The following is an 18,842-nucleotide window of genomic DNA, read 5'->3' as shown; positions in this document are numbered from 1 at the left end:
CCGTTGCGCCTCTGAGGAGGGCGCCGCGGGGGAGGAACGGATCAGTTCAGTGGAATCTCAACCTTTTGCCCGGTGTCCGAACTCTCCATCCGGAAGGTGTAGCTGCTGTTCTCAGGAACATCGAAGAGCAGCTGGCCGGTGACTGACTTCCCCGGCTTCAAGGAGGTGTCGAAACTCGCGAAAAGGTCATCCGGGGCAACGCCATCAGCATCAGCCCATGAGTACTTCTTTCCGCTCTCATCAACGAGGTAGAAGTCGAGCTCGAAAAGGAAATCCTCACCTTCCTGATTGCTTCCCGTGTAGGTGAGCGTCAAGTCGATGAGCGTGTGGTCCATGCCCGCAGGAGCAGGGTCGTTGAAGGAGTTGTCCTTCATCATCGCCGCACTCGCCTCCCGGGTATAGGTGGCGACATTGACCTTCCAGTCCGTGATCTCGCCTTCCTTGCCGATGGAGACAGGGGGCGTATCCTCCGAGGCCGAGGTGTCTCGGTTCGTATCCGTCGTATTGGGCCTCTCTTGCGAATGTGAGCCCTGATTCGTTGAAGGAGACGTCGGGGAGGAAGCTGACAGGGCCTTGATGCTCATCGTTGCGATGACGCCGATGAGTACGAGTCCGACCAGGATCGCAACGAGAACAATGATGAGAGTCTTGCCGCCAGAGCTCTTCTTAGGTGTCGGAGGCGTCATGTAGGACATCGCACCATTGGTGGGAGCGGCACCCGGCATTTGCGCTCCAGGCCCGACGGGGGCTCCAGCCTGCGGACCACCGGGAGCACCCTGCTGGGGGTACGCCGTTGACTGCTGAGGGTAGGGAGCGCCCTGCTGAGGGTATGGCGTTCCTTGCTGCTGATACGGGTTTGCCTGCTGGGGGTACGGGGTTCCCTGCCGGGGGTAAGGCGCACCTGGCTGAGTGGCTCCGCCTTGTGGGCCGCCTGCTGGGGCCTGCTGCGGAAATGCGTAGGGCTGCTCAGCAGTTGGCTGTTGAGAATAAGGGGAGGGTGTCGGCTGGCCCCAAGGATTCGGCGTTTGAGGAGCGCTGGGAGTCTGGGAATTCTGAGGGGACGAATAGCCGCCTTCAATCGGCTGTTGAGCCGGGTCAGCTCCAAGGGCCGGGGAAAACGAGGGCATGCCCTCCTCCCCCTTCGATTCTCCTGAGAGGGGGTCGTTGGTCGTCATTGAGTCCTTCTCCATCTTCCAGGCTTCCTATGATCTTGAGGATCGTGCCGAGCCCGCCTCACAAGAGAGACGCGTCCGTCGAGGTCATCCTCGAAAAACTCGATCCCATGAATAGATTACCGGGATTATATCTTCCTGATCACACAATGGAGAAAGCCCGACATATTACAACTTGAACTCATCGCAGAAAACTCGCGCCAAGGATTATCTTTTCTCCCTCCTCTCCTCATACACCCTATACACCCTCGTAGCTCAGGCGCACAACTTTGTAGCTCAGCTTCAAAAACGTGACTCATTGCTCCACACATTCACCCGCCCAGCTCGGGAGACGACATGGTGTCTGATCCCCAAGCCGCCTAAAGTAAGTATGGCCTTAGTTGAGCGCTGCCGAGCAGGATTGCGCTTCGAGGCTGGAAACGTCGAATAGGAGTCTCATGAGCCCCGCTTCATCCGGCAGGACGACACCGCGTCCCCCTTCCCTGGTCACCTCCTCGGGACGTCGTTCGAACATCGTCTCCTTCACCCTTACTGCTTTAGCGGGTGTGGCGCAGGCTTGGGCTTTGATCTGTGCGGCGCGCTCCCTCGGCTCGATTCTGCCCACAGGCCCAGCCGGTTCAGATCCTCTCCTTCACGGGAACGCGGGCTCTTTACTCATCACCGCAGCCATCAGTGCCGCCTTGTGTGCGCTCTTCCTCGGCGTGGCCGACCTCGTCGCCCGAAAAGGGGCATGCCGAGAAGAACCTCTCCTGCGCGCCAGGGCCCTCTCCCACCTTTTCGCTCTCGGGCCCGGGCGAGCCGCACGCCAGCGCACCGGCTCAACAGTCTCCCTCCTCACGGACGGGGCTGAACGAGTCGCCGTTTACCGCCAGACCTTCCTCGCCCCCACGCTCGCAGCGGGCCTCTCGCCGGCTCTGGCCCTCGCAGTACTCGCACTCTTTGTCGATCCTCTTTCTGCCGTGGTCCTCCTCCTCGCGGTCATCGCGATCCCCATGATGATCGGCCTGGCACACAAGAAGCTGCGGGCCCCCTCCTCGGATTCTCGGCGCGCTCGAATGCGCTTAGCCGCTGAGTACCTCGACGCGATCCAAGGTCTTCCGACCCTCACCTTGGCGAGAGCGGCGAGGCGAACCCACACCACTTTGCGTCAACGAGGCGAAGAGAACCGGAAAGCCGTCATGGGTCTTCTCGCCGGGAATCAGCTCGTCATCCTCATCACGGACGTGCTCTTCTCCCTGTTCTTCATCACAGTCGCCTTCGCCCTGGCAGCATGGCGCCTCGAAGGTGGACACATCACGAGTGGCGATGCCCTGGCGATCGTCCTCGTGTCCTATGTTCTGCTCGAACCTCTCGATCATGTGGGTGCCTTCTTCTATGTGGGCATGGGGGGGCTTGCGAACCAGCGTGCAATCCGTGAGCTGCTCTCGCGAAAGACCCCCAAGGAAGCGACCCCACGCCCTTCCTCTTGCGCAGAGCCCAGCGAGGCTCCGAGTGCGGGAATCCTCGTGAAGAATGTGAGCGCCACCTGGGATGAGGAGCGCGGAACAGTGCTAAGCGGGGTTGACTTCTCAGTCGCCCCGGGCGAGCACCTCGCGGTCGTTGGACCTTCGGGGTCTGGAAAATCCACTCTCATGGCTCTCCTGTCCGGTGATCTCTTCCCCTCTGTGGGAACACTCAGCATCGCAGGGACTCCTCTTGACGGCGAGCATCAAGAGCAGTTCCGCTCCCACAGCGCCCTCGTCGCCCAATCCACATGGCTGTTCACCGGCTCGATCGCAGATAACCTGCGGCTGGGCGCGCCCGAGGCGAGTGAGGCTGAGATGTGGAAGGCCCTCGAAGCTGTTTCCCTGGCCGATGAGGTCCGCAACATGCCCCAGGGCCTCGACACTCAGCTCGGTGAGCAGGGGCTCGGTCTTTCCGGTGGTCAGGCCCAGCGTCTTTCCCTGGCCCGAGCGATCCTCGCCAATAGGCCTGTGCTCTTACTGGATGAACCGACCAGCCAGGTCGATCTCGCCAGTGAGGCGCAGATCCTCGCCGCGATTCCTGCGGCAGCTGCGGGCCGCGCCGTCGTGACGGTCTCACACCGCGCGGGCGCCCTCGTCGCCGCCGACCGTGTCGTCGAGGTCCGCGATGGCTTCCTCACCGAACAAGCCCAGGAGGTCAGAGCCTGATGCCTTCTTCTGATTCCACGCTTTCTTCGACGCAGGTGCCACGAAGGATCCTCCTTTCTTGGATTTTCCGCGTCACCCGCCCCGTACTCTCCCCGCTTCTCGCATCCTCACTCTGCCGGATTGCGGATCTCCTCGCCGGGGTGGGTCTTTTCGCCCTGGGCGCTTTCACAGTCGTCGCTCTTGGGATCGATCTTGCCGCGGGCACAGCTCCGGCGATGCCCTGGAAGACCCTCGCCTTCATGGCAGGACTCGCCGCGCTCAAAGCCTTGCTGCGCTACGGCGAACAGTTCCTCGGCCACCTCGTCGCTTTCAAATCTTTGGAGCTATTGCGCGCCGAGATCTATAGGGCCCTCATTCCCCGCTCCCCTCGCGTGATGGCGGTTTCACGTTCGGGTGATCTCTTGTCGAGGGCGACCAAGGATGTGGATCGGATCGAAGTCTTCTTCGCCCACACTTTCGCTCCCCTCGTCTCAGCTGTCGTCGTTCCAGTGACGATTGTGGTCGTGATTGGCGTCAAGGGCTCTTGGCTGCTCGCATTCGTCGCTTTCTGTTTCCTTTTCGCTTCCATCGCGCTGGCTCCCACGCTCGGGTGGAAGGCGTCTTTGCGTTCGTCGCGGGCCGTCGCCTCCGAGCGCGCCCGCCTCGTTCAGCACGTCACCGATTCGATCCAGGGGATGTCCGAGGTCGTCGGCTATGGGCGAATGGCGAGCCGACTCGAGGACATGGCCTCAATCGACCGTTCCATCGGCGAAGCCTCCAAACCTGCGATCATGGGTTCAGCGCTCAGACGCGCTTTCACCCAGGCACTTACTCTTGGCGCACCTATTGTCCTTCTCGCTCTCGGTCTGCCGCTCGTGCAAGCGGGCTCACTATCGGCACCCATGCTCGCTGCAATCGCAGCTGCTGTCCTGCGTTTGACGGAAACCGCGAGAGGGGTCGAAGAACTCGCGGCCGCCTTAGGCAATTCCTTCGCTGCCGCCGAGCGGGTCTACCGCACGGTTCATTCCCCGGTCGAGGTGCCAGATGGGGCACTTGAACTCCCTGCCGCACCCTCGCATGAGATCCGTTGGGAAAACGTCGTCTACTCCTATCCGAAGGCCGCTCAAGCGGCAGTGCGTGACATCACGATTTGCGCCCGCGCGGGCGAATGGACGTGTCTGGTGGGCGCTTCTGGCTCTGGTAAGTCGACGCTCGCGCAGTTGCTTTTGCGTTTCGATGATCCCCAGTCGGGTCGGATCACGATTGACGGATTCGATGTTTCAACGCTCACGCGCGATTCGCTGAGTCGGGAGCTTGCGCTCGTCACTCAAAAGGCTCATCTGTTCCGTGCGAGCGTCTTGGACAATGTTCGTCTCGCTGCGCCCTGCGCCTCCGAGGAGGAGGTCCGTGAAGCGTGCCGTATCGCCGGTATTGACGCCGATATCAAGCACATGCCGCAGGGGTATCAGACGATGCTCGGGGAACGAGGTTCAGCGGTGTCGGGTGGTCAGCGTCAACGTCTGGCCTTGGCTCGAGCGATCCTTGCCCGCCCTTCCACGCTGGTGCTTGACGAGTTCACCTCCCATTTGGATGCCGAGCTCGCGGCGAGTGTGCGTGGCGCGCTTCGTGAGTGTTTCGCGGATGCGACGGTCATTGAGATCACCCACCGTCTTGATGTCATGGACGAGGTCGACCGGATTGTCGTTATTGATGGTGGCCGTGTCGTCCAGAATGGGACTCCGGGTGAATTGTGGGCTGTGGAAGGACCGCTGCGCACCCTGGCAGCCCGCGGACTCTGAACTGCTTCGCAGTGAGTCTCTCTGAGTACCTCTCGTCCCCGCAGTGAGCTTTTCTGCTGCCTCATCTTAGAGTGTCCCCGCGAAGGGCGGCTGAGAGCGGCTGGGTAAAGAGTGCGACTAAACGGCTCCGGTGTCGGCTTCACAGCGAACCTTTCAGCGCTTCGACCGAGGACTTTTCTGTCAATTCTGCGCAGTACAGGGGGTCTGGGAGCGTGCCCGCACTCGGGACAGCACACGCCTGCGCGCTCAAGCAGGCATCTGTCGGCACACTTGGGAAGGCAAATGTTTCCAAGATGCAGGTGTCCCCGCGACCACTCGGTCGCGGGGACACGCACTTCACGGTTTCAGTCTGTAAGGAGCTCCTTCGACTTAGACGAAAGAAACCTTCCTCAGACGTCACCTCATATGAGCAAGGCTTGTGACGACAGCCTCAGTTCGACACGGCGTTCTCACCGGCCTGAGCGGCGGAAGCTTTGAGTTCTTCAGCGGAGACAAGCCCCTCGACGGACACCTTGTCGAGGTACTTCATGCCATCGAAAGACAGCTCACGCGCGTTCTCCGGGTCGCCCTCGGCACCAATCCTGCCGTCGGCGAAACGATCGACAACGATCGCGATCGCACCGTCGCCGGTGACATTCGTGGCGGTACCAAAAGAGTCAAGGGCAATGTAGGTGGCGATCATGAGGGCGACCTGCGCGTCATTGAAGCCGAGCATCGAGGACAGCAGGCCCGTCGCCGCCATGATCGCGCCACCGGGAACGCCGGGGGCGGCAACCATTGTGATGCCGAGCATGAACACGAAGCCGACCCACTGGACGGGGGTCACGTCGATCCCCTGGGTGAAAGCGATCGCGAAAGCGAAGGCGAAGATCTTCGAGGTCGAACCCGCCAGGTGAATGGTGGCACACAGCGGGACGGTGAAGGAGGCGACGGGGTTGGAGACGCCATTCTTCTTCGTCTGACGCAGGGTCACGGGAATCGTCGCCGCCGAAGAAGAAGTGCCGAGCGCCGTCAGGTAGGCGGGCATCATCGTTAGGAGCGACTTGATGGGGTTCTTCTTACCGATCACACCTGCGATGAGGTACTGGCTGAGGAGGATGACGACTTCGAGGATCAGGACGACGATGACCACTCGAACGAGGGTGCGCATAACAGTCCAGGCCTCACCGGTGTAGGTGAGGTTGAGGAAGATACCGAAAATGTGCAGCGGCAGCAGGGGGATGATGATGTGTTCAATGAGCTTCGTGATGATCGCGCGGAACTCGATGAATCCCTTGCGCAGAACGCCTCTGGGCACCATCGCCAGGCCGATGCCGACAACGAAGGAGAGGAGCAGGGCGGTCATGACCGGCACTGCGGCGGGCATTTCCACGGTGAAGTAGGTTTCGAGAGCAGATCCAGGCTCGGCGACATCGGCCAAGCCACCCTGCAGGATCTTCGGGAAGGTCACGGCGCACGCGAGATAGGTCAGGAAGCCGGAGAACAGTGTCGAGCCGTAAGCGATCGCTGCGGTCACGCCGAGCCACTTGCCTGCGCCGCGACCGAGGTCGGCGATCGCCGGGGTGACGAGGCCAATGATGATCAGCGGGATCGCGAATGACAAGAACTGGCTGAATAACGTCGAGAAGGTCGCGAAGATCCGCCCAACACCCTGGGGTACGAGGTGGGCGTCACCGATCTTGATTGAACCGAGAACAAGGGCGAGGATGATCGCCGTGAGCACCCATACGAGGATGCCGCTCTTCTCCATGAACTTCCGCATGGTCTCTCCTTGAAATTGAGGGGATACCTACAGAATGCCCGTTCTTTACCTGTGACCTGAAATCCGTCTAAGCAGGTCCCAAAATGCGAGAAGCGCAACCGACTCGTGTCAACGCAGATTCAGCGAATCCTCCTTCACCTGGAGAGACGGGCTGTGAGATTCTCATCGAGAGTGTTGAGGAACTCTTCTGTTGTCAGCCACGGAGTCTGATCCGAAATGAGCATCGCAAGGTCCTTCGTCATGCGCCCGCCCTCGACCGTGGAGATGACGACCTCTTCGAGAGTCTTCGCGAAGTCGATGAGCTCGGGTGTTGAATCGAGCATGCCCCGGTGAGCAAGGCCCCTCGTCCACGCAAAGATCGAGGCGATCGGGTTCGTCGAGGTCTTCTCACCCTTCTGGTGTTGGCGGTAGTGGCGGGTGACGGTGCCGTGAGCGGCCTCAGCCTCCATCGTGCGCCCATCAGGGGTCACGAGGACGGAAGTCATGAGTCCGAGCGAGCCAAAACCTTGAGCGACGGTGTCGGATTGAACGTCCCCATCGTAGTTCTTGCAGGCCCACACATAGCCGCCGGACCACTTGAGGGAGGAGGCGACCATATCGTCGATGAGGCGGTGTTCGTAGCTCAATCCCGCGGCGTCGAAACGCTCCTTGTATTCGCGTTCGAAGACCTCGGCAAAAATGTCCTTGAATGCGCCGTCGTAGGCTTTGAGGATCGTGTTCTTCGTCGAGAGGTAGACCGGGTAGTTCCTCTTCAGGCCGTATTCGAATGATGCCCTGGCGAAGTCGGCGATGGACTCGTTGAAGTTGTACATGCCCATGGTGACGCCCCCGCCCTCGGGCATGCGGATGACCTCGTGCTCGATGGGCTGCGAACCGTCATCGGGAGTGAAGGTGAGGGTGACGGTGCCCGCGCCGGGAACTTTGAAGTCAGTGGCGCGGTACTGGTCGCCGAAGGCGTGGCGGCCCACAACGATCGGCTTGGTCCATCCGGGCACGAGGCGCGGGACATTGTCGATGATGATCGGCTCGCGGAAGACGACGCCACCGAGGATGTTGCGGATCGTGCCATTAGGGGACTTCCACATTTTCTTGAGGCCGAATTCTTCGACTCGCGCCTCATCGGGGGTGATGGTCGCGCATTTGATGCCGACGCCGTGCTCTTTGATGGCGTTGGCAGCGTCGATGGTCACCTGGTCGTCGGTGGCGTCGCGGTTCTGGATCGACAGGTCGTAGTACCTCAGGTCGAGGTCAAGGTAGGGGAAGATCAGTCGGTCCTTGATGAACTGCCAGATGATTCGGGTCATCTCATCGCCGTCGAGGTCGACGACGGGGCCTTGGACTTTGATTTTCGACATGGATCCTCCGCTGTTCGGGAGACGCCTCCCGGATCAAAATATCTCGACATCGAGATTAACTGATCGGTGTGCTCGTCGCGAGCCCTTTCCACAGCAAAGCGCTTCTTCGACTCGCAGGCTGCAGCCTCCAAGAAGAGCACTGCAACCACAAGGGACGAGGTCAGCAAGGACTTGTCCGTGCTGCACTCCTGCTTCGAGTTTCCCCTTCAATTCCAGGGTGAGCGTTCAATTCCAGAGTTGCCGCCCGCTTCCTGTCGTATGACGCCAGTTTGTGCAGGGAAACCTGGAATAGGCGGGGGCGGATGGCGGGCTCTTGAGCGAGGGACGGCGTGTCGTGCAGGACGTGTGGTGAGCTCACTTCGCACGCGCCACCATGTGCGGGGAAACGGTTCGTCTCGCCGATAGTTTTTACAAGGCGTCGCCCCCTCACTTCTACGCACAGGAAAGACGGGCGTGTTCGGTGACGATTTCGAGCCGAGTGAGCATTCACCTCTCAGCACAAGGAAAGGTGGCAGCGCCGAAGCGGTGAACCTCGCGATTGAGGCATTCACCTCTACGCGCGAGGAAAGGTACTCACAGCGGCAGAGCCGTTGAGGAAACAATGCCCACAGTCGCGGTATAGGGCGCGAAATACCAGATCAGCAGACCGACTCCGCCAAAAAACGTGACATCCATCCACTTCGAACGCGAAGAGAACCACGGGCGCCCCGGAATCACCAGGCGCGCCACTGCCAAGCCTTCAAGAGTGGCCACGAGGAGGAGGACCGCCCGATGCGGATGATTCAGCGCCGCCAAGAGCACAGCCCCACAGACCCCAACAATGACCATCGCAAGAGTCGCCCAGCTCCACCAAGAGCCTCCGGTCGAAGATGCAGGGGTCTCGCTCATAGGTCCAAGAGTAACGGGAGCCACGAAGATTCCAAGCCCGAGCCCCTCCTCGACGCTCAGGCGGCGCTACCATATTCACACGACGCATACTGTCGTGCACATTTTCACGTGAAGAAGGAGCATCAGTGACTTCCCGCTACATCGTTGTAGGCCCAGAATCGGCGAACGTCGCACACGACGCGGCAGACGAACTCGCCGTTCTCCTCGAAGAACGCGGCTCTTTCGAGCGCACGAACGCCCTCGTCGGTGTCGATGCTTCTTCCGCCGCGACCTCCCCCCAGGCCGCCCTACCGAACGTCCTCGAAGCTCTACGTGCCCTGAAGGCCGACTTCGTCCTCGTTGACGGCATCGACGCTCTCGACGCGAGGACCTTCGATGCGGTCTCGTGGAATCTTGAACTCGCCGCCTCAGCCCAGGCGGGCGTCGTCCTCGTCCTCGATGCTGAGGGCGTGGGCGCTGAGCTGCTCGCAGAGGAAATCCGCGTGTTCGCCCAACGGGCCGAGGCCACCCAAGCGAAGCTCGTTGCCGTGGCCCTGCCCGCTGGCGTCGCCCCCACCGTTGAGGCCGAAGTGCCGGTCCTGCCCCTCCCCCTCGACGCCCAAGCGCTTGACGCTCTGCTCGCCACCCCGGCCCCGAGCGCTCTCACCCCCCTCGCTTTCCAGGCGGACCTCATCGACCGCGCCCGCGCCCAGCGCAAACGCATCGTCATGCCCGAGCCCGAGGACGATCGGGTCCTGCTCGCCGCCGCTGAAGTGCTCGCCCGCGGGATCGCGGACATCACCCTTGTCGGCGAAGCCGACGCCGTGTCCGCAAGGGCCGCAGAACTCGGCATCGACCTGTCAGCGGCCTTAGTCGTCTCCGTTGACGACCCGGCATACGCTGAGAAGTACGCAGCCGAATTCGCGCGCCTTCGCGCCAAGAAGGGCGTCACCATCGAGCAGGCACGCGAGAAGATCAAGGACGTCTCCTACTTCGCCACCCTCATGGTCCATATGGGCGACGCTGATGGCATGGTCTCCGGTGCGGCACACACGACCGCCCACACGATCGTCCCCTCCTTCCAGATCATCAAGACCGCTCCCGGTGTCTCGATCGTCTCCTCGATCTTCCTCATGCTCATGAAGGACCAGGTCTGGGCCTTCGGCGATTGCGCTGTCAACCCGAACCCGACTCCCGAGCAGCTCGCCGACATCGCGGTGACCTCCGCGCGCACCGCAGCCCAGTTCGGCGTCGAACCGCGAGTCGCAATGCTCTCCTACTCGACGGGCACCTCCGGTTCTGGCCCCGCCGTTGACGCCGTCGTCGAAGCGACCCGCCTCGCCCGCGAGAAGGCCCCCGAGCTCGCCCTCGAAGGGCCGATCCAGTTCGATGCTGCCGTCGATATGGCGGTCGCCGCGAAGAAACTCCCCGGCTCACCCGTCGCCGGTCGCGCGAATGTTTTCGTCTTCCCCTCCCTTGAGGCCGGCAACATCGGATACAAGGCAGTGCAGCGTTCCTCGGGCGCGGTCGCGGTCGGACCGGTCCTCCAGGGCCTCAACAAGCCGGTGAACGACCTGTCGCGCGGAGCCCTCGTCGAAGACATCGTCAACACGGTCGCTCTGACCGCAGTTCAAGCCCAGGGCTGAGTGTGTGAGGCTCGTGTGCGGGGTGTCCTGCCCTCGCAGGATCGCCCCACACCTGGGCCTGCGACCTGAATCCCGGCCCGCGACTCAAGCTTGGACCTGGGTCCCAAGCTCTCATCTCATCCCTGCACTTCATCCCTGATCTCCTCGAAACGCAGATTCACGCCCGAAAGGCAAACCCGTGACACAGACAGTCCTCGTCATCAACTCCGGTTCCTCTTCCATCAAATATCAGCTCGTCGACCCCGAAACCGGAGAGGCCATCGCCAAGGGCCTCGTCGAACGCATCGGCGACTCCCTCGGCAACATCAAGCACGCCCACGGCGACGAGGTCACCACCGAAGAACTTCCCATCCCCGACCACGAGATCGGCATGCGTGAAGTCCTCCGCCTCTTCGACACGAAGGGCCCCGCCCTCGACGAAGCGGGCATCGTCGCCGTCGGCCACCGCATCGTTCAGGGCGGCAAGTACTTCGACGGCCCCGCCCTCGTGACCGACGAAGTCCGCGACCTCATCGAACAGCTCTGCCCGATGGCTCCCCTGCACAACCCCGCCCACCTCAAGGGCATCGACGTTGCGCGCGAACTCATGCCTGATGTCCCCCATGTCGCCGTCTTCGACACCGCCTTCTTCCAGCAGCTTCCCGACAAGACCGCCACCTACGCTCTCAACGCCGAGGTCGCTGAAAAGTACGCGGTCCGACGCTACGGCGCCCACGGAACCTCGCACCAGTTCGTCTCTCAAGAGGTCGCGAAACGCCTTGGCCGCGACGACCTCAAGCAGATCGTCATGCACCTGGGTAATGGCGCCTCCGTGTCCGCAGTCCTCAATGGCAAGCCGATCGACACCTCGATGGGCCTCACTCCGCTTGAAGGCCTGATGATGGGCACCCGCACTGGCGACATCGACCCGGCCGTTGTTTTCCACCTGGCACGCCAGGGTAATTTGAGCATCGACGAGATCGACCACATCTTCAACAAGGAATCCGGCATGAAGGGCCTGACCGGCGAGTCCGACATGCGTTCTGTGTGGGCATTCATCCGCGACGGCTCCGAGCCTGAGCTCCAGCACAAGGCCCGCGTCGCTATGGATATCTACGTCAATCGGCTCCTGAAGTATGTCGGCTCCTACGCTGCTGAACTCGGTGGCCTTGATGTCATGAGCTTCACCGCTGGAATCGGCGAGAATGATTCCGGTGTGCGTCGAGAGCTCGCCGAAGCTCTCGCTCCTTTCGGGGTGAAGATCGACGTGGAGAAGAATGAGCTCCGCAGCAGCGAACCCCTCGTGATTTCGGCCCCCGACTCGAAGGTTCTCCTCCTTGTCTTCCCGACGAATGAGGAACTTGCGATCGCGCGCCAAACGCTCTCGATCATCTGAGAACACCGGGCTTCTCTGGGAAGACGTGGGCGTGTCTAGGAGTTCCCGGCTTCGCCTGGGAATACCTGACCAGAGCTGGGGGTCCGGCACCGGCACCCTTGGGGGAACACCTGGCCGAGGCTGGGATCACCTGGGACTGTCCGGGGACACACAGCACCGGCATCCCCGGGGAACGTCCAGCCGTATCGGGGACATCTCGCACCGACTTCTTGAGGGAACTCCCGGCCTCGTCTCAGAGCATCTGGCCAGGGCCGAGAGCGCCCAGCCTCATCTCAGAGCATCTGGCCGGTCATTGATCGGATGCTGGGGCGGTTCGGCTTCAGCCGAGCCGCCCCCTTTCTGTGCGCGTCGATAAGGACGTTCTGTTTACTTTGGTAATGACGTTTTTCCACGCTTCGATAGAGATGGGGCGGCCTCCGCCTCTTTCGGAGTGTTTGCCCTGGTTTTCCCCTGGACGTTCACGGCATGAGGTTTCCCAGGGTGTTCATGGCGTGGGTTTCCCAGGGTGTTCATGGCGTGGGTTTCCCAGGGGCTTCACGGCGTGGGCTTCCCACGATCTTCACGGCGTGTGGGCGCAGAGCTCCTCTTCCCTTTCCCTCCCAGCCGCCATGGCATGGCCTGCTCCTCCTTAGGGCTTCGGTCATCAGCTCCCCTGTCGAGGGCGCGAGTGCGGGGCTCAGGTTCACGTGGAAACGCACTCGTATGAGATCGACTTCTGGAACGTGGAACTCAATTCGTACGACCACCTATTCCAGCTTTCCCGACCAAGGCAAGCGCCTATTCCAGGTTTGCCTGCATAAACGGGCGTCATACGACAGGAATCGGACGGAAACCCTGGAATCCGAAAGGGCTACACGAAAGCCCGAGCATTGCACGCTGCTGAGTAATAGCGCTCTCTGTCAGCGCATGCACGGGGAGCCTTCCCAGATCCGCGCATACTCGCGAGATGACGCTCCCGCGGAGGTGGACGTTTTCAAGGGGTTACCAGTGCAAGAGTCCGCTCGGCGATTCCAACCCGGATCTGCTGTCCCCATGACACTTCGCAGCGGTCCGATTCGATGCCGTCGCCGAAGACGACGAGCCGGTCCGAGGCGACGGTGACCTCGAGGGTTCCTACCCCCTTGAGGATTCCCTCGGTCATGGTGACGCCGGTCGTGGGCGAAGGCCAGGCTTCGCGGACGAACCACGCGAGGCTGCGCTCCACAGGAGTGGGAAGCGGCCCCATGGAACGTCCCCTGACGAGGGAGGCTCCCCATCCTGTTGCACCCGTACCCGTCGACACGACGATCCCGGACGATGATTGATCTTCAAAGGAGCTTCCCCCGTTGATCCGGTAGCGGGCGCTTTGATGCGAGGCATGCCCGATGAAAATTTCGTTCAGCGCGGTGAGCGAACGGGTGTCATCGACCTCGGCGCGCACCATTGTCAGCTGTTCGAGCGCCACGTGGCGTTCTTCGTCGAAGGCCCGCAATGCCGCCATACCCTGCTCGGCGGCGCATCGCACCAGTACTCCCGGGTTACGTCCGGGTGCCGCGTTGACCCCGATGACGGGCTGAGCGTCAATGTACTTTGCAACATTGGCGACCAATCCGTCCTGTCCGACCACGACGATCACATCCTCGGGGGCAAAGAGGAAGCGTGACAACGAATCACGGTCGACCTCCGTCCTCGCCCATGTTGAAGGAATCGCCAAGCGCATTACCCTCAGCGTCTCCTGGTGGCGGTCGTGCACCTCCTGGACCTCGGCGAGGCTCCGGTTCCTCGATGTGAGGAAGAACTCGACCTGTCCCCTGGTGGAGTGTCGATCGAGCAGCTCCTCGAGTTCCGTGCGCCGATGGACGATCACAGCCCGTTTTCGCATGTCACTTTCCACCTTTGACCAGGTCGGCGAGTACTCCCTGGAGCATGTCAGGGGTGATATTGATCTGACCGACGGCGGGCAGATTCCCAGCAAGGTCGCGCAGGGCGAGCGCTTTGAGGACATCTGCGCCAAGTGCCGCGAGCGCGTCGAGACGCGCCTTTTCGACCTCATTCTTTGCGGCGCCGACTTGTGCGATTTCCTCTGCCTGAGCGGTGGAGAGGATGTTCCTGCGTTCGGCGCTGGCGTTGGCTTCGACGAGGTCGGCAGCGGCTTTCTCCTCGGCCTGGCGGCGGGCGTTCTGGCCTTCCTGCGCAACCAGGTCGGCGCGGCGTCGTTCGAGTTCAAGCTTGGATGCGAGCTCGGTCTTCGAGATCTGTTGTTCTTGTTCGACGGCGAGGGCGCGGCGCTCATACAGTGCCCGGTCCGCCTCGGATTGGAGTTGTTCGAGCAAAGGGGTGCGCAGTGCCGATTCGACAGCTTCGTCGGGGCGCACAGACAAAACACAGACATCGCAGATCTCCACACCGGTGGAGGCCAGACGCTCCTCCCCCGTCGTTGCTGCGTTGAGTGCCTCGGCGACGGCGTTCATCCCGGAGTCGAGGGCTTCTTCAAGGGTCATTGTCGCGATCCGGGCAATGGTAACGGAGCGGGCGATTCTGGCGACGAGTTCACCGATCTGCCAGGCACCGAGTGCTTCAGTCGAACTGGAGCGCGGGAAGAGGTCGAAGTCGAAGCGCTGTGCCGCCGCCAGAGGATCGGCGATCCTGTGCGTGAGGCTCACCTGGACGTTGACGTCCTGCTGGTCGGAGGAGACGGCTTTGACGAGGACGGTCTGCTCCCTTTCGATGAGGGGCACTTGGGCGAGGGCCGTCCCTGCAGAGCGGAACCAGAAGGCTTGGCCCGCGCCTGAACGGATAAGGGTGCCTGCGCGCATGCAGATGATGAAGTCACTTGCTGCGCCCTGGTAGCGCGAGAAGAAGGGGTATGTGTTGAGCGTTCCCATGAGAGATTCTCCTTACCATCGGTTATCGTCATATTGACTATAACTCCTCTCCCGCTTTCGCGTCAAGATGACGAGATATAGGATCGGCGTATGAGACCGCCACACCCCCTGCCCCCCACAGCCGCGACAATGCCGGTCGCCGTCGACCTCGTCGTTCTCACCGTCACCGAAGGCTCACTGCACGTCCTCCTCGTCGAAAGAGCCCTCGCACCCGACAAAGGCCTACTCGCCCTGCCCGGCGGTTTCCTCCTCGCCCACGAGAACCTCGCCGACGCCGCACGCCGAGAACTGTGCGAAGAAACCGGCATCACCCCACCAGGACACCTCGAACAACTGCGAAGCTACGGACCTTTGAATCGCGACCCGCGCGGACCCGTCCTTTCCGTCGCCTACCTTCTTTTCGCCCCCACATTCGCCACTCCCCAGGCCGGCGGCGACGCAGCAGCCGTTCAGTGGCACAAGGTCGAGGACCTCGCAGGCCCGAACGCCACCACGCGACTCGCTTTCGACCACGACCAGATCCTCGCCGACGGCATTGAACGCGCGCGCGCAAAGATCGAGTACTCGCCCCTCGCGGCCGCCTTCTGCCCACCAGAGTTTACGATCGCCGAACTGCGCTCCGTCTACGAGGCCGTGTGGGGGTGCCGCCTCGACCCGCGCAATTTCCACCGCAAAGCCACCAAGACCGTAGGCTTCCTCGAAACGACAGGGAAAATGTCCGCCGAGGGCGTCGGGAGGCCCGCAGCACTGTATCGACTCGCAGAAGGCATCTCACCCAATGCCGCCATCCTCGACCCTCCACTCTCGCGTCCCAGGAAGTCCCAGTGATTCCCCTGAGCCTGCACTTCAATCGCCCTGAGTCGAGGCGCCTCCGATTGCACCGGACACCGATTCCCACGGCTTTCCAAAGCCGACCCCCTCACCCTCGCCTCGATGACGAAGCTCCCGGTTTTGGGGGACAATGATCCAGATCCCTAGGAGGCCCCGTGAACTTCCATTCCCTCTACGACCAGGGTTTTGCTCGTCTCGCCGTCGCGACCGCCCCGGTCCACCCCGCCCAGCCGCTGCGCAACGCCGAAGAGATCACGTCAATCGCGAAAGAAGCCTCCGAGCGCGGCGTCGCTCTCCTCCTCTTCCCGGAACTGTCCCTCTCCGGCTACGCGATCGACGACCTGTTCGGCCAAGATGTTCTTCTCGACGAGGTCGAGACCGCCATCCACGAACTCGCCCTCGCCTCCCTCGATCTCCTCCCAATCATCGTTGTCGGAGCGCCAGTGAGGGTGAACGCTGCCCTGTACAACTGCGCGGTCGTCATCCATCGCGGACGCATCCTCGCCCTCATTCCTAAACGTCACCTCCCGAACTATCGGGAGTTCTACGAAAAACGCCACTTCGTCACCCCCGGCGCGCAGACACCTTCCTTCCTCGACGTGTCGAAATGGTCGGCCTCGAAAGAGCCTCGAGAGGATTCCTCCCCCGAATACGCCCCCTTCGCCTCCACCCTCATCGAAGTGGAGGACGTTCTCGGCCTCGTCATTGCCGCGGAAATCTGCGAAGACATGTGGGTTCCGGTCTCCCCCGGCTCCCTTGCGGCCCTCGCCGGGGCGAGCGTCATCTGCAACCCCTCGGCCTCTCCGATCACGGTGGGGCGCGCTGAAGATCGTCGCCTCTTCGTCCGTTCCGCCTCCGCGCGCCTCAACGCCGCCTACCTGTACTGCGCGGCGGGCGAGGGCGAGTCCACCTCCGACCTCGCCTGGGACGGTCAGACAATGATCTACGAGTGCGGGGAGCTCCTCGCCGAAGGCGAGCGCTTCATCCCGGGCGGACGGACCCTCACAATCGCCGACGTTGACCTTGAGCGCATCCTCAACGAGAGGAGGCGTCAAAACTCCTTCACGGACAACGCCCACTACCTCGGCGATCACTCCCCCGCTTGCGAGTTCGCGCGAGTGAGGACGAGGCTCAATCCTGCGCGCACCGACCTGGGGCTTGAACGCCCCGTCGACCGTTTCCCCTTCGTTCCCGACGACCCGGCTCGCCTCGCCCAAGACTGCTACGAGTCCTACTCGATCCAAGTCTCGGGACTCGTTCAACGCCTGCGCGCCATCGGCAAGCCGAAGATCGTTATCGGAGTGTCAGGCGGCCTCGACTCGACGCACGCACTCATCGTCGCGGCCCGCGCCATGGACCTGGCGTCGCGGCCCCGCACAGACATCCTCGCCTACACTCTGCCGGGCTTCGCGACCTCGGAGGGGACGAAGTCGAACGCCCTCGCCCTGTGTGAATCCCTTGGCATCCCCTGCGAGACGATCGACATCACGCCCGCGGCCCGCCAGCTCCTCACAGACATGGGCCATCCTTACGCCGAGGGCGCCAACATCTACGATGTGACCTTCGAGAACGTGCAGGCGGGGCTGCGCACCGACTACCTGTTCCGCATCGCGAACCACAGGGGCGGAATCGTCTTGGGCACCGGCGACCTTTCCGAGCTCGCATTGGGCTGGTGCACCTACGGTGTCGGCGACCAGATGAGCCACTATGCGGTGAACACGGGGGTCCCCAAGACGATGATCCAGCACCTGATCCGCTGGGTCGCCACCTCCGGACAGTTCTCCGATGCGACGGGCGAAGTACTCTTGTCGATCCTCGCGACAGAAATCTCCCCTGAACTCATCCCCACGAAACCCGGTGAGAAGATCCAATCCACACAGGACACGATCGGTCCCTACAATCTGCAAGATTTCACGCTCTTCCACCTGCTGCGCCGGGGTGCTCGCCCCTCGAAGATCGCGTTCCTCGCCGAAAAGGCGTGGGCAGATGCGAGTGTGGGCGAGTGGCCCGCCGGGTTCCCCGAGGCTGAGCGCGTCTCCTACTCTCTTGAGGAAATTGTGAAGTGGGAGCGCCTTTTCCTACGCCGATTCTTCTCTCAGCAGTTCAAGCGCTCCGCTTTGCCGAACGGCCCGAAGGTCATGGCGGGCGGTTCTTTATCGCCGCGAGGCGACTGGCGGATGCCTTCGGACGCGAGTGGCGAAGCGTGGATCAGGGAGTTGGAGAGCGCTGTGAGGGATGTGCCCGGATCGGGCATTGTCTCTGGGGACGAGTCCTGTATTGACTCCGACCCCTCCGGTGCCGACTCCCCTACCTGTTCCAGTGGAGTAGGTGTTGGCCCGGGTGCCGACTCCCCTACCTGTTCCAGTGGTGCGCTCGTCGGCCCGGGCGAGAACTCCGATGATGTCTTAGGCGCAGGCGCCGCGAAGGAAGAGCGATGAGCTTTCCTCTCGTCATTCTCACGCTCGTCTTCTTCGCCATTGCCTCTGGGATTTTGATGCGCCTCGCTGTGCGGGCGCGGGCGGGAGCGGTCGGTCTGTCCGATCCTCTTCGTTTGCGTTCCTTCGCTCTTGATTCTTCCGAAGCGGCCTGTCAGAAGGGGCACGAGGCCGCCTGGCTCCTTTTGCTCGCGGGCAGTCTGGTGATGGATTTCCATTTCATTGGTCTGCTTCTCGCGGCCTTCTTCATGGGTTCAGAAGGTCCGTCTTTCGCGAGGGTTCTCGCTCTCACGGGGGTCATTATGGCGATCGCTTTGACGCTCGTAGCTCGCGCCGCCGCTGACAGCGCCGCGAAGGATTCCACCCGTTGAGGCTCCCCATGCTCGTCGCTCCGGGCAGCGGGAGCAGACTCCTCTGAGAGGGCGGATACCCCCTGAGGGGCGGACCTTTACATACCCCAGATAGTCTCTCGGGCTATCCCCGGGCAGACTCCCCCTGAGGGGCGGACATCCATTGAAGACGGCTTTCTTCTGCTCACTCCCCGTGTACTCGAAGCAATAGGCCTCGAAATACCCCTGAACGACAG

13 protein-coding genes are annotated in these 18,842 nt (G+C 62.1%); 7 read left to right on the top strand and 6 right to left on the bottom strand.

The genetic code is table 11. From position 1 onward, the window contains the following. Window positions 1–41 precede the first annotated feature (41 nt). Complete coding sequence (locus FFA61_RS09170) at window positions 42–725, bottom strand: DUF4352 domain-containing protein (protein WP_040313519.1); 684 nt, start codon at window positions 723–725, stop codon at window positions 42–44. Between the two features lie 884 nt (window positions 726–1,609). On the opposite strand from FFA61_RS09170, the gene FFA61_RS01955 reads away from it, so the two are divergent. Both FFA61_RS01955 and FFA61_RS01950 read left to right on the top strand, forming a co-directional pair. Then, complete coding sequence (locus tag FFA61_RS01955; RefSeq protein ID WP_005962137.1) at window positions 1,610–3,343, top strand: ABC transporter ATP-binding protein/permease; 1,734 nt, start codon at window positions 1,610–1,612, stop codon at window positions 3,341–3,343. Then, window positions 3,343–5,121: an amino acid ABC transporter ATP-binding/permease protein gene (locus FFA61_RS01950; RefSeq protein ID WP_005962138.1), complete on the top strand. Its 1,779-nt coding sequence runs from the start codon at window positions 3,343–3,345 to the stop codon at window positions 5,119–5,121. Before FFA61_RS01955 ends, FFA61_RS01950 begins: the two co-directional genes overlap by 1 nt. Window positions 5,122–5,551: 430 nt before the next feature. On the opposite strand, the gene FFA61_RS01945 is transcribed toward FFA61_RS01950, so the two are convergent. From FFA61_RS01945 to FFA61_RS01935, 3 genes are all read right to left on the bottom strand, one after another. Next, window positions 5,552–6,883, bottom strand: coding sequence for a dicarboxylate/amino acid:cation symporter (locus FFA61_RS01945; protein WP_005962139.1), 1,332 nt, complete (start codon window positions 6,881–6,883; stop codon window positions 5,552–5,554). Between the two features lie 134 nt (window positions 6,884–7,017). Continuing rightward, on the bottom strand, window positions 7,018–8,238 hold the full coding sequence (locus tag FFA61_RS01940) for an NADP-dependent isocitrate dehydrogenase (RefSeq protein WP_005962140.1): 1,221 nt from the start codon (window positions 8,236–8,238) through the stop codon (window positions 7,018–7,020). 573 nt (window positions 8,239–8,811) lie between these two features. Further along, window positions 8,812–9,126 (bottom strand): DUF3017 domain-containing protein, encoded by a 315-nt coding sequence (locus tag FFA61_RS01935; protein WP_040313520.1) that lies wholly within the window; start codon window positions 9,124–9,126, stop codon window positions 8,812–8,814. A 125-nt stretch (window positions 9,127–9,251) separates the two neighbouring features. Here FFA61_RS01935 and pta point away from each other — a divergent pair, with 125 nt between their 5' ends. Then, on the top strand, window positions 9,252–10,751 hold the full coding sequence (gene pta / locus FFA61_RS01930; protein ID WP_005962143.1) for a phosphate acetyltransferase: 1,500 nt from the start codon (window positions 9,252–9,254) through the stop codon (window positions 10,749–10,751). Between the two features lie 178 nt (window positions 10,752–10,929). After that, window positions 10,930–12,126, top strand: a complete 1,197-nt coding sequence (locus tag FFA61_RS01925; RefSeq protein ID WP_005962144.1) for an acetate/propionate family kinase — start codon at window positions 10,930–10,932, stop codon at window positions 12,124–12,126. Between the two features lie 973 nt (window positions 12,127–13,099). On the opposite strand, the gene FFA61_RS01920 is transcribed toward FFA61_RS01925, so the two are convergent. Together FFA61_RS01920 and FFA61_RS01915 are read right to left on the bottom strand one after the other, a co-directional pair. Beyond that, window positions 13,100–13,987 (bottom strand): diacylglycerol kinase catalytic domain-containing protein, encoded by an 888-nt coding sequence (locus FFA61_RS01920; RefSeq protein WP_005962145.1) that lies wholly within the window; start codon window positions 13,985–13,987, stop codon window positions 13,100–13,102. 1 nt (window position 13,988) lies between these two features. After that, on the bottom strand, window positions 13,989–14,990 hold the full coding sequence (locus FFA61_RS01915) for an SPFH domain-containing protein (protein WP_005962146.1): 1,002 nt from the start codon (window positions 14,988–14,990) through the stop codon (window positions 13,989–13,991). Window positions 14,991–15,080: 90 nt separating this feature from the next. Here FFA61_RS01915 and FFA61_RS01910 point away from each other — a divergent pair, with 90 nt between their 5' ends. From FFA61_RS01910 to FFA61_RS01900, 3 genes are all read left to right on the top strand, one after another. Beyond that, the gene (locus FFA61_RS01910) at window positions 15,081–15,818 is read left to right on the top strand and encodes an NUDIX hydrolase (RefSeq protein ID WP_051057794.1); all 738 of its coding nucleotides are present in this window, start codon (window positions 15,081–15,083) and stop codon (window positions 15,816–15,818) included. A 158-nt stretch (window positions 15,819–15,976) separates the two neighbouring features. After that, window positions 15,977–18,259, top strand: coding sequence for an NAD(+) synthase (locus FFA61_RS01905; RefSeq protein WP_005962149.1), 2,283 nt, complete (start codon window positions 15,977–15,979; stop codon window positions 18,257–18,259). Beyond that, entirely contained in the window at window positions 18,256–18,627 is a 372-nt protein-coding gene (locus tag FFA61_RS01900; protein WP_005962150.1) for a hypothetical protein, read from the top strand. The genes FFA61_RS01905 and FFA61_RS01900 overlap by 4 nt, the downstream gene beginning before the upstream one ends. Window positions 18,628–18,842 lie beyond the last annotated feature (215 nt).

The sequence above is a fragment of the Schaalia cardiffensis F0333 genome, assembly GCF_005886435.1.
GTDB lineage: Bacteria > Actinomycetota > Actinomycetes > Actinomycetales > Actinomycetaceae > Pauljensenia > Pauljensenia cardiffensis.
The sequence above is the reverse complement of the archived record's forward strand: the minus strand, read 5'-3'. Positions and strand labels throughout refer to the sequence as shown.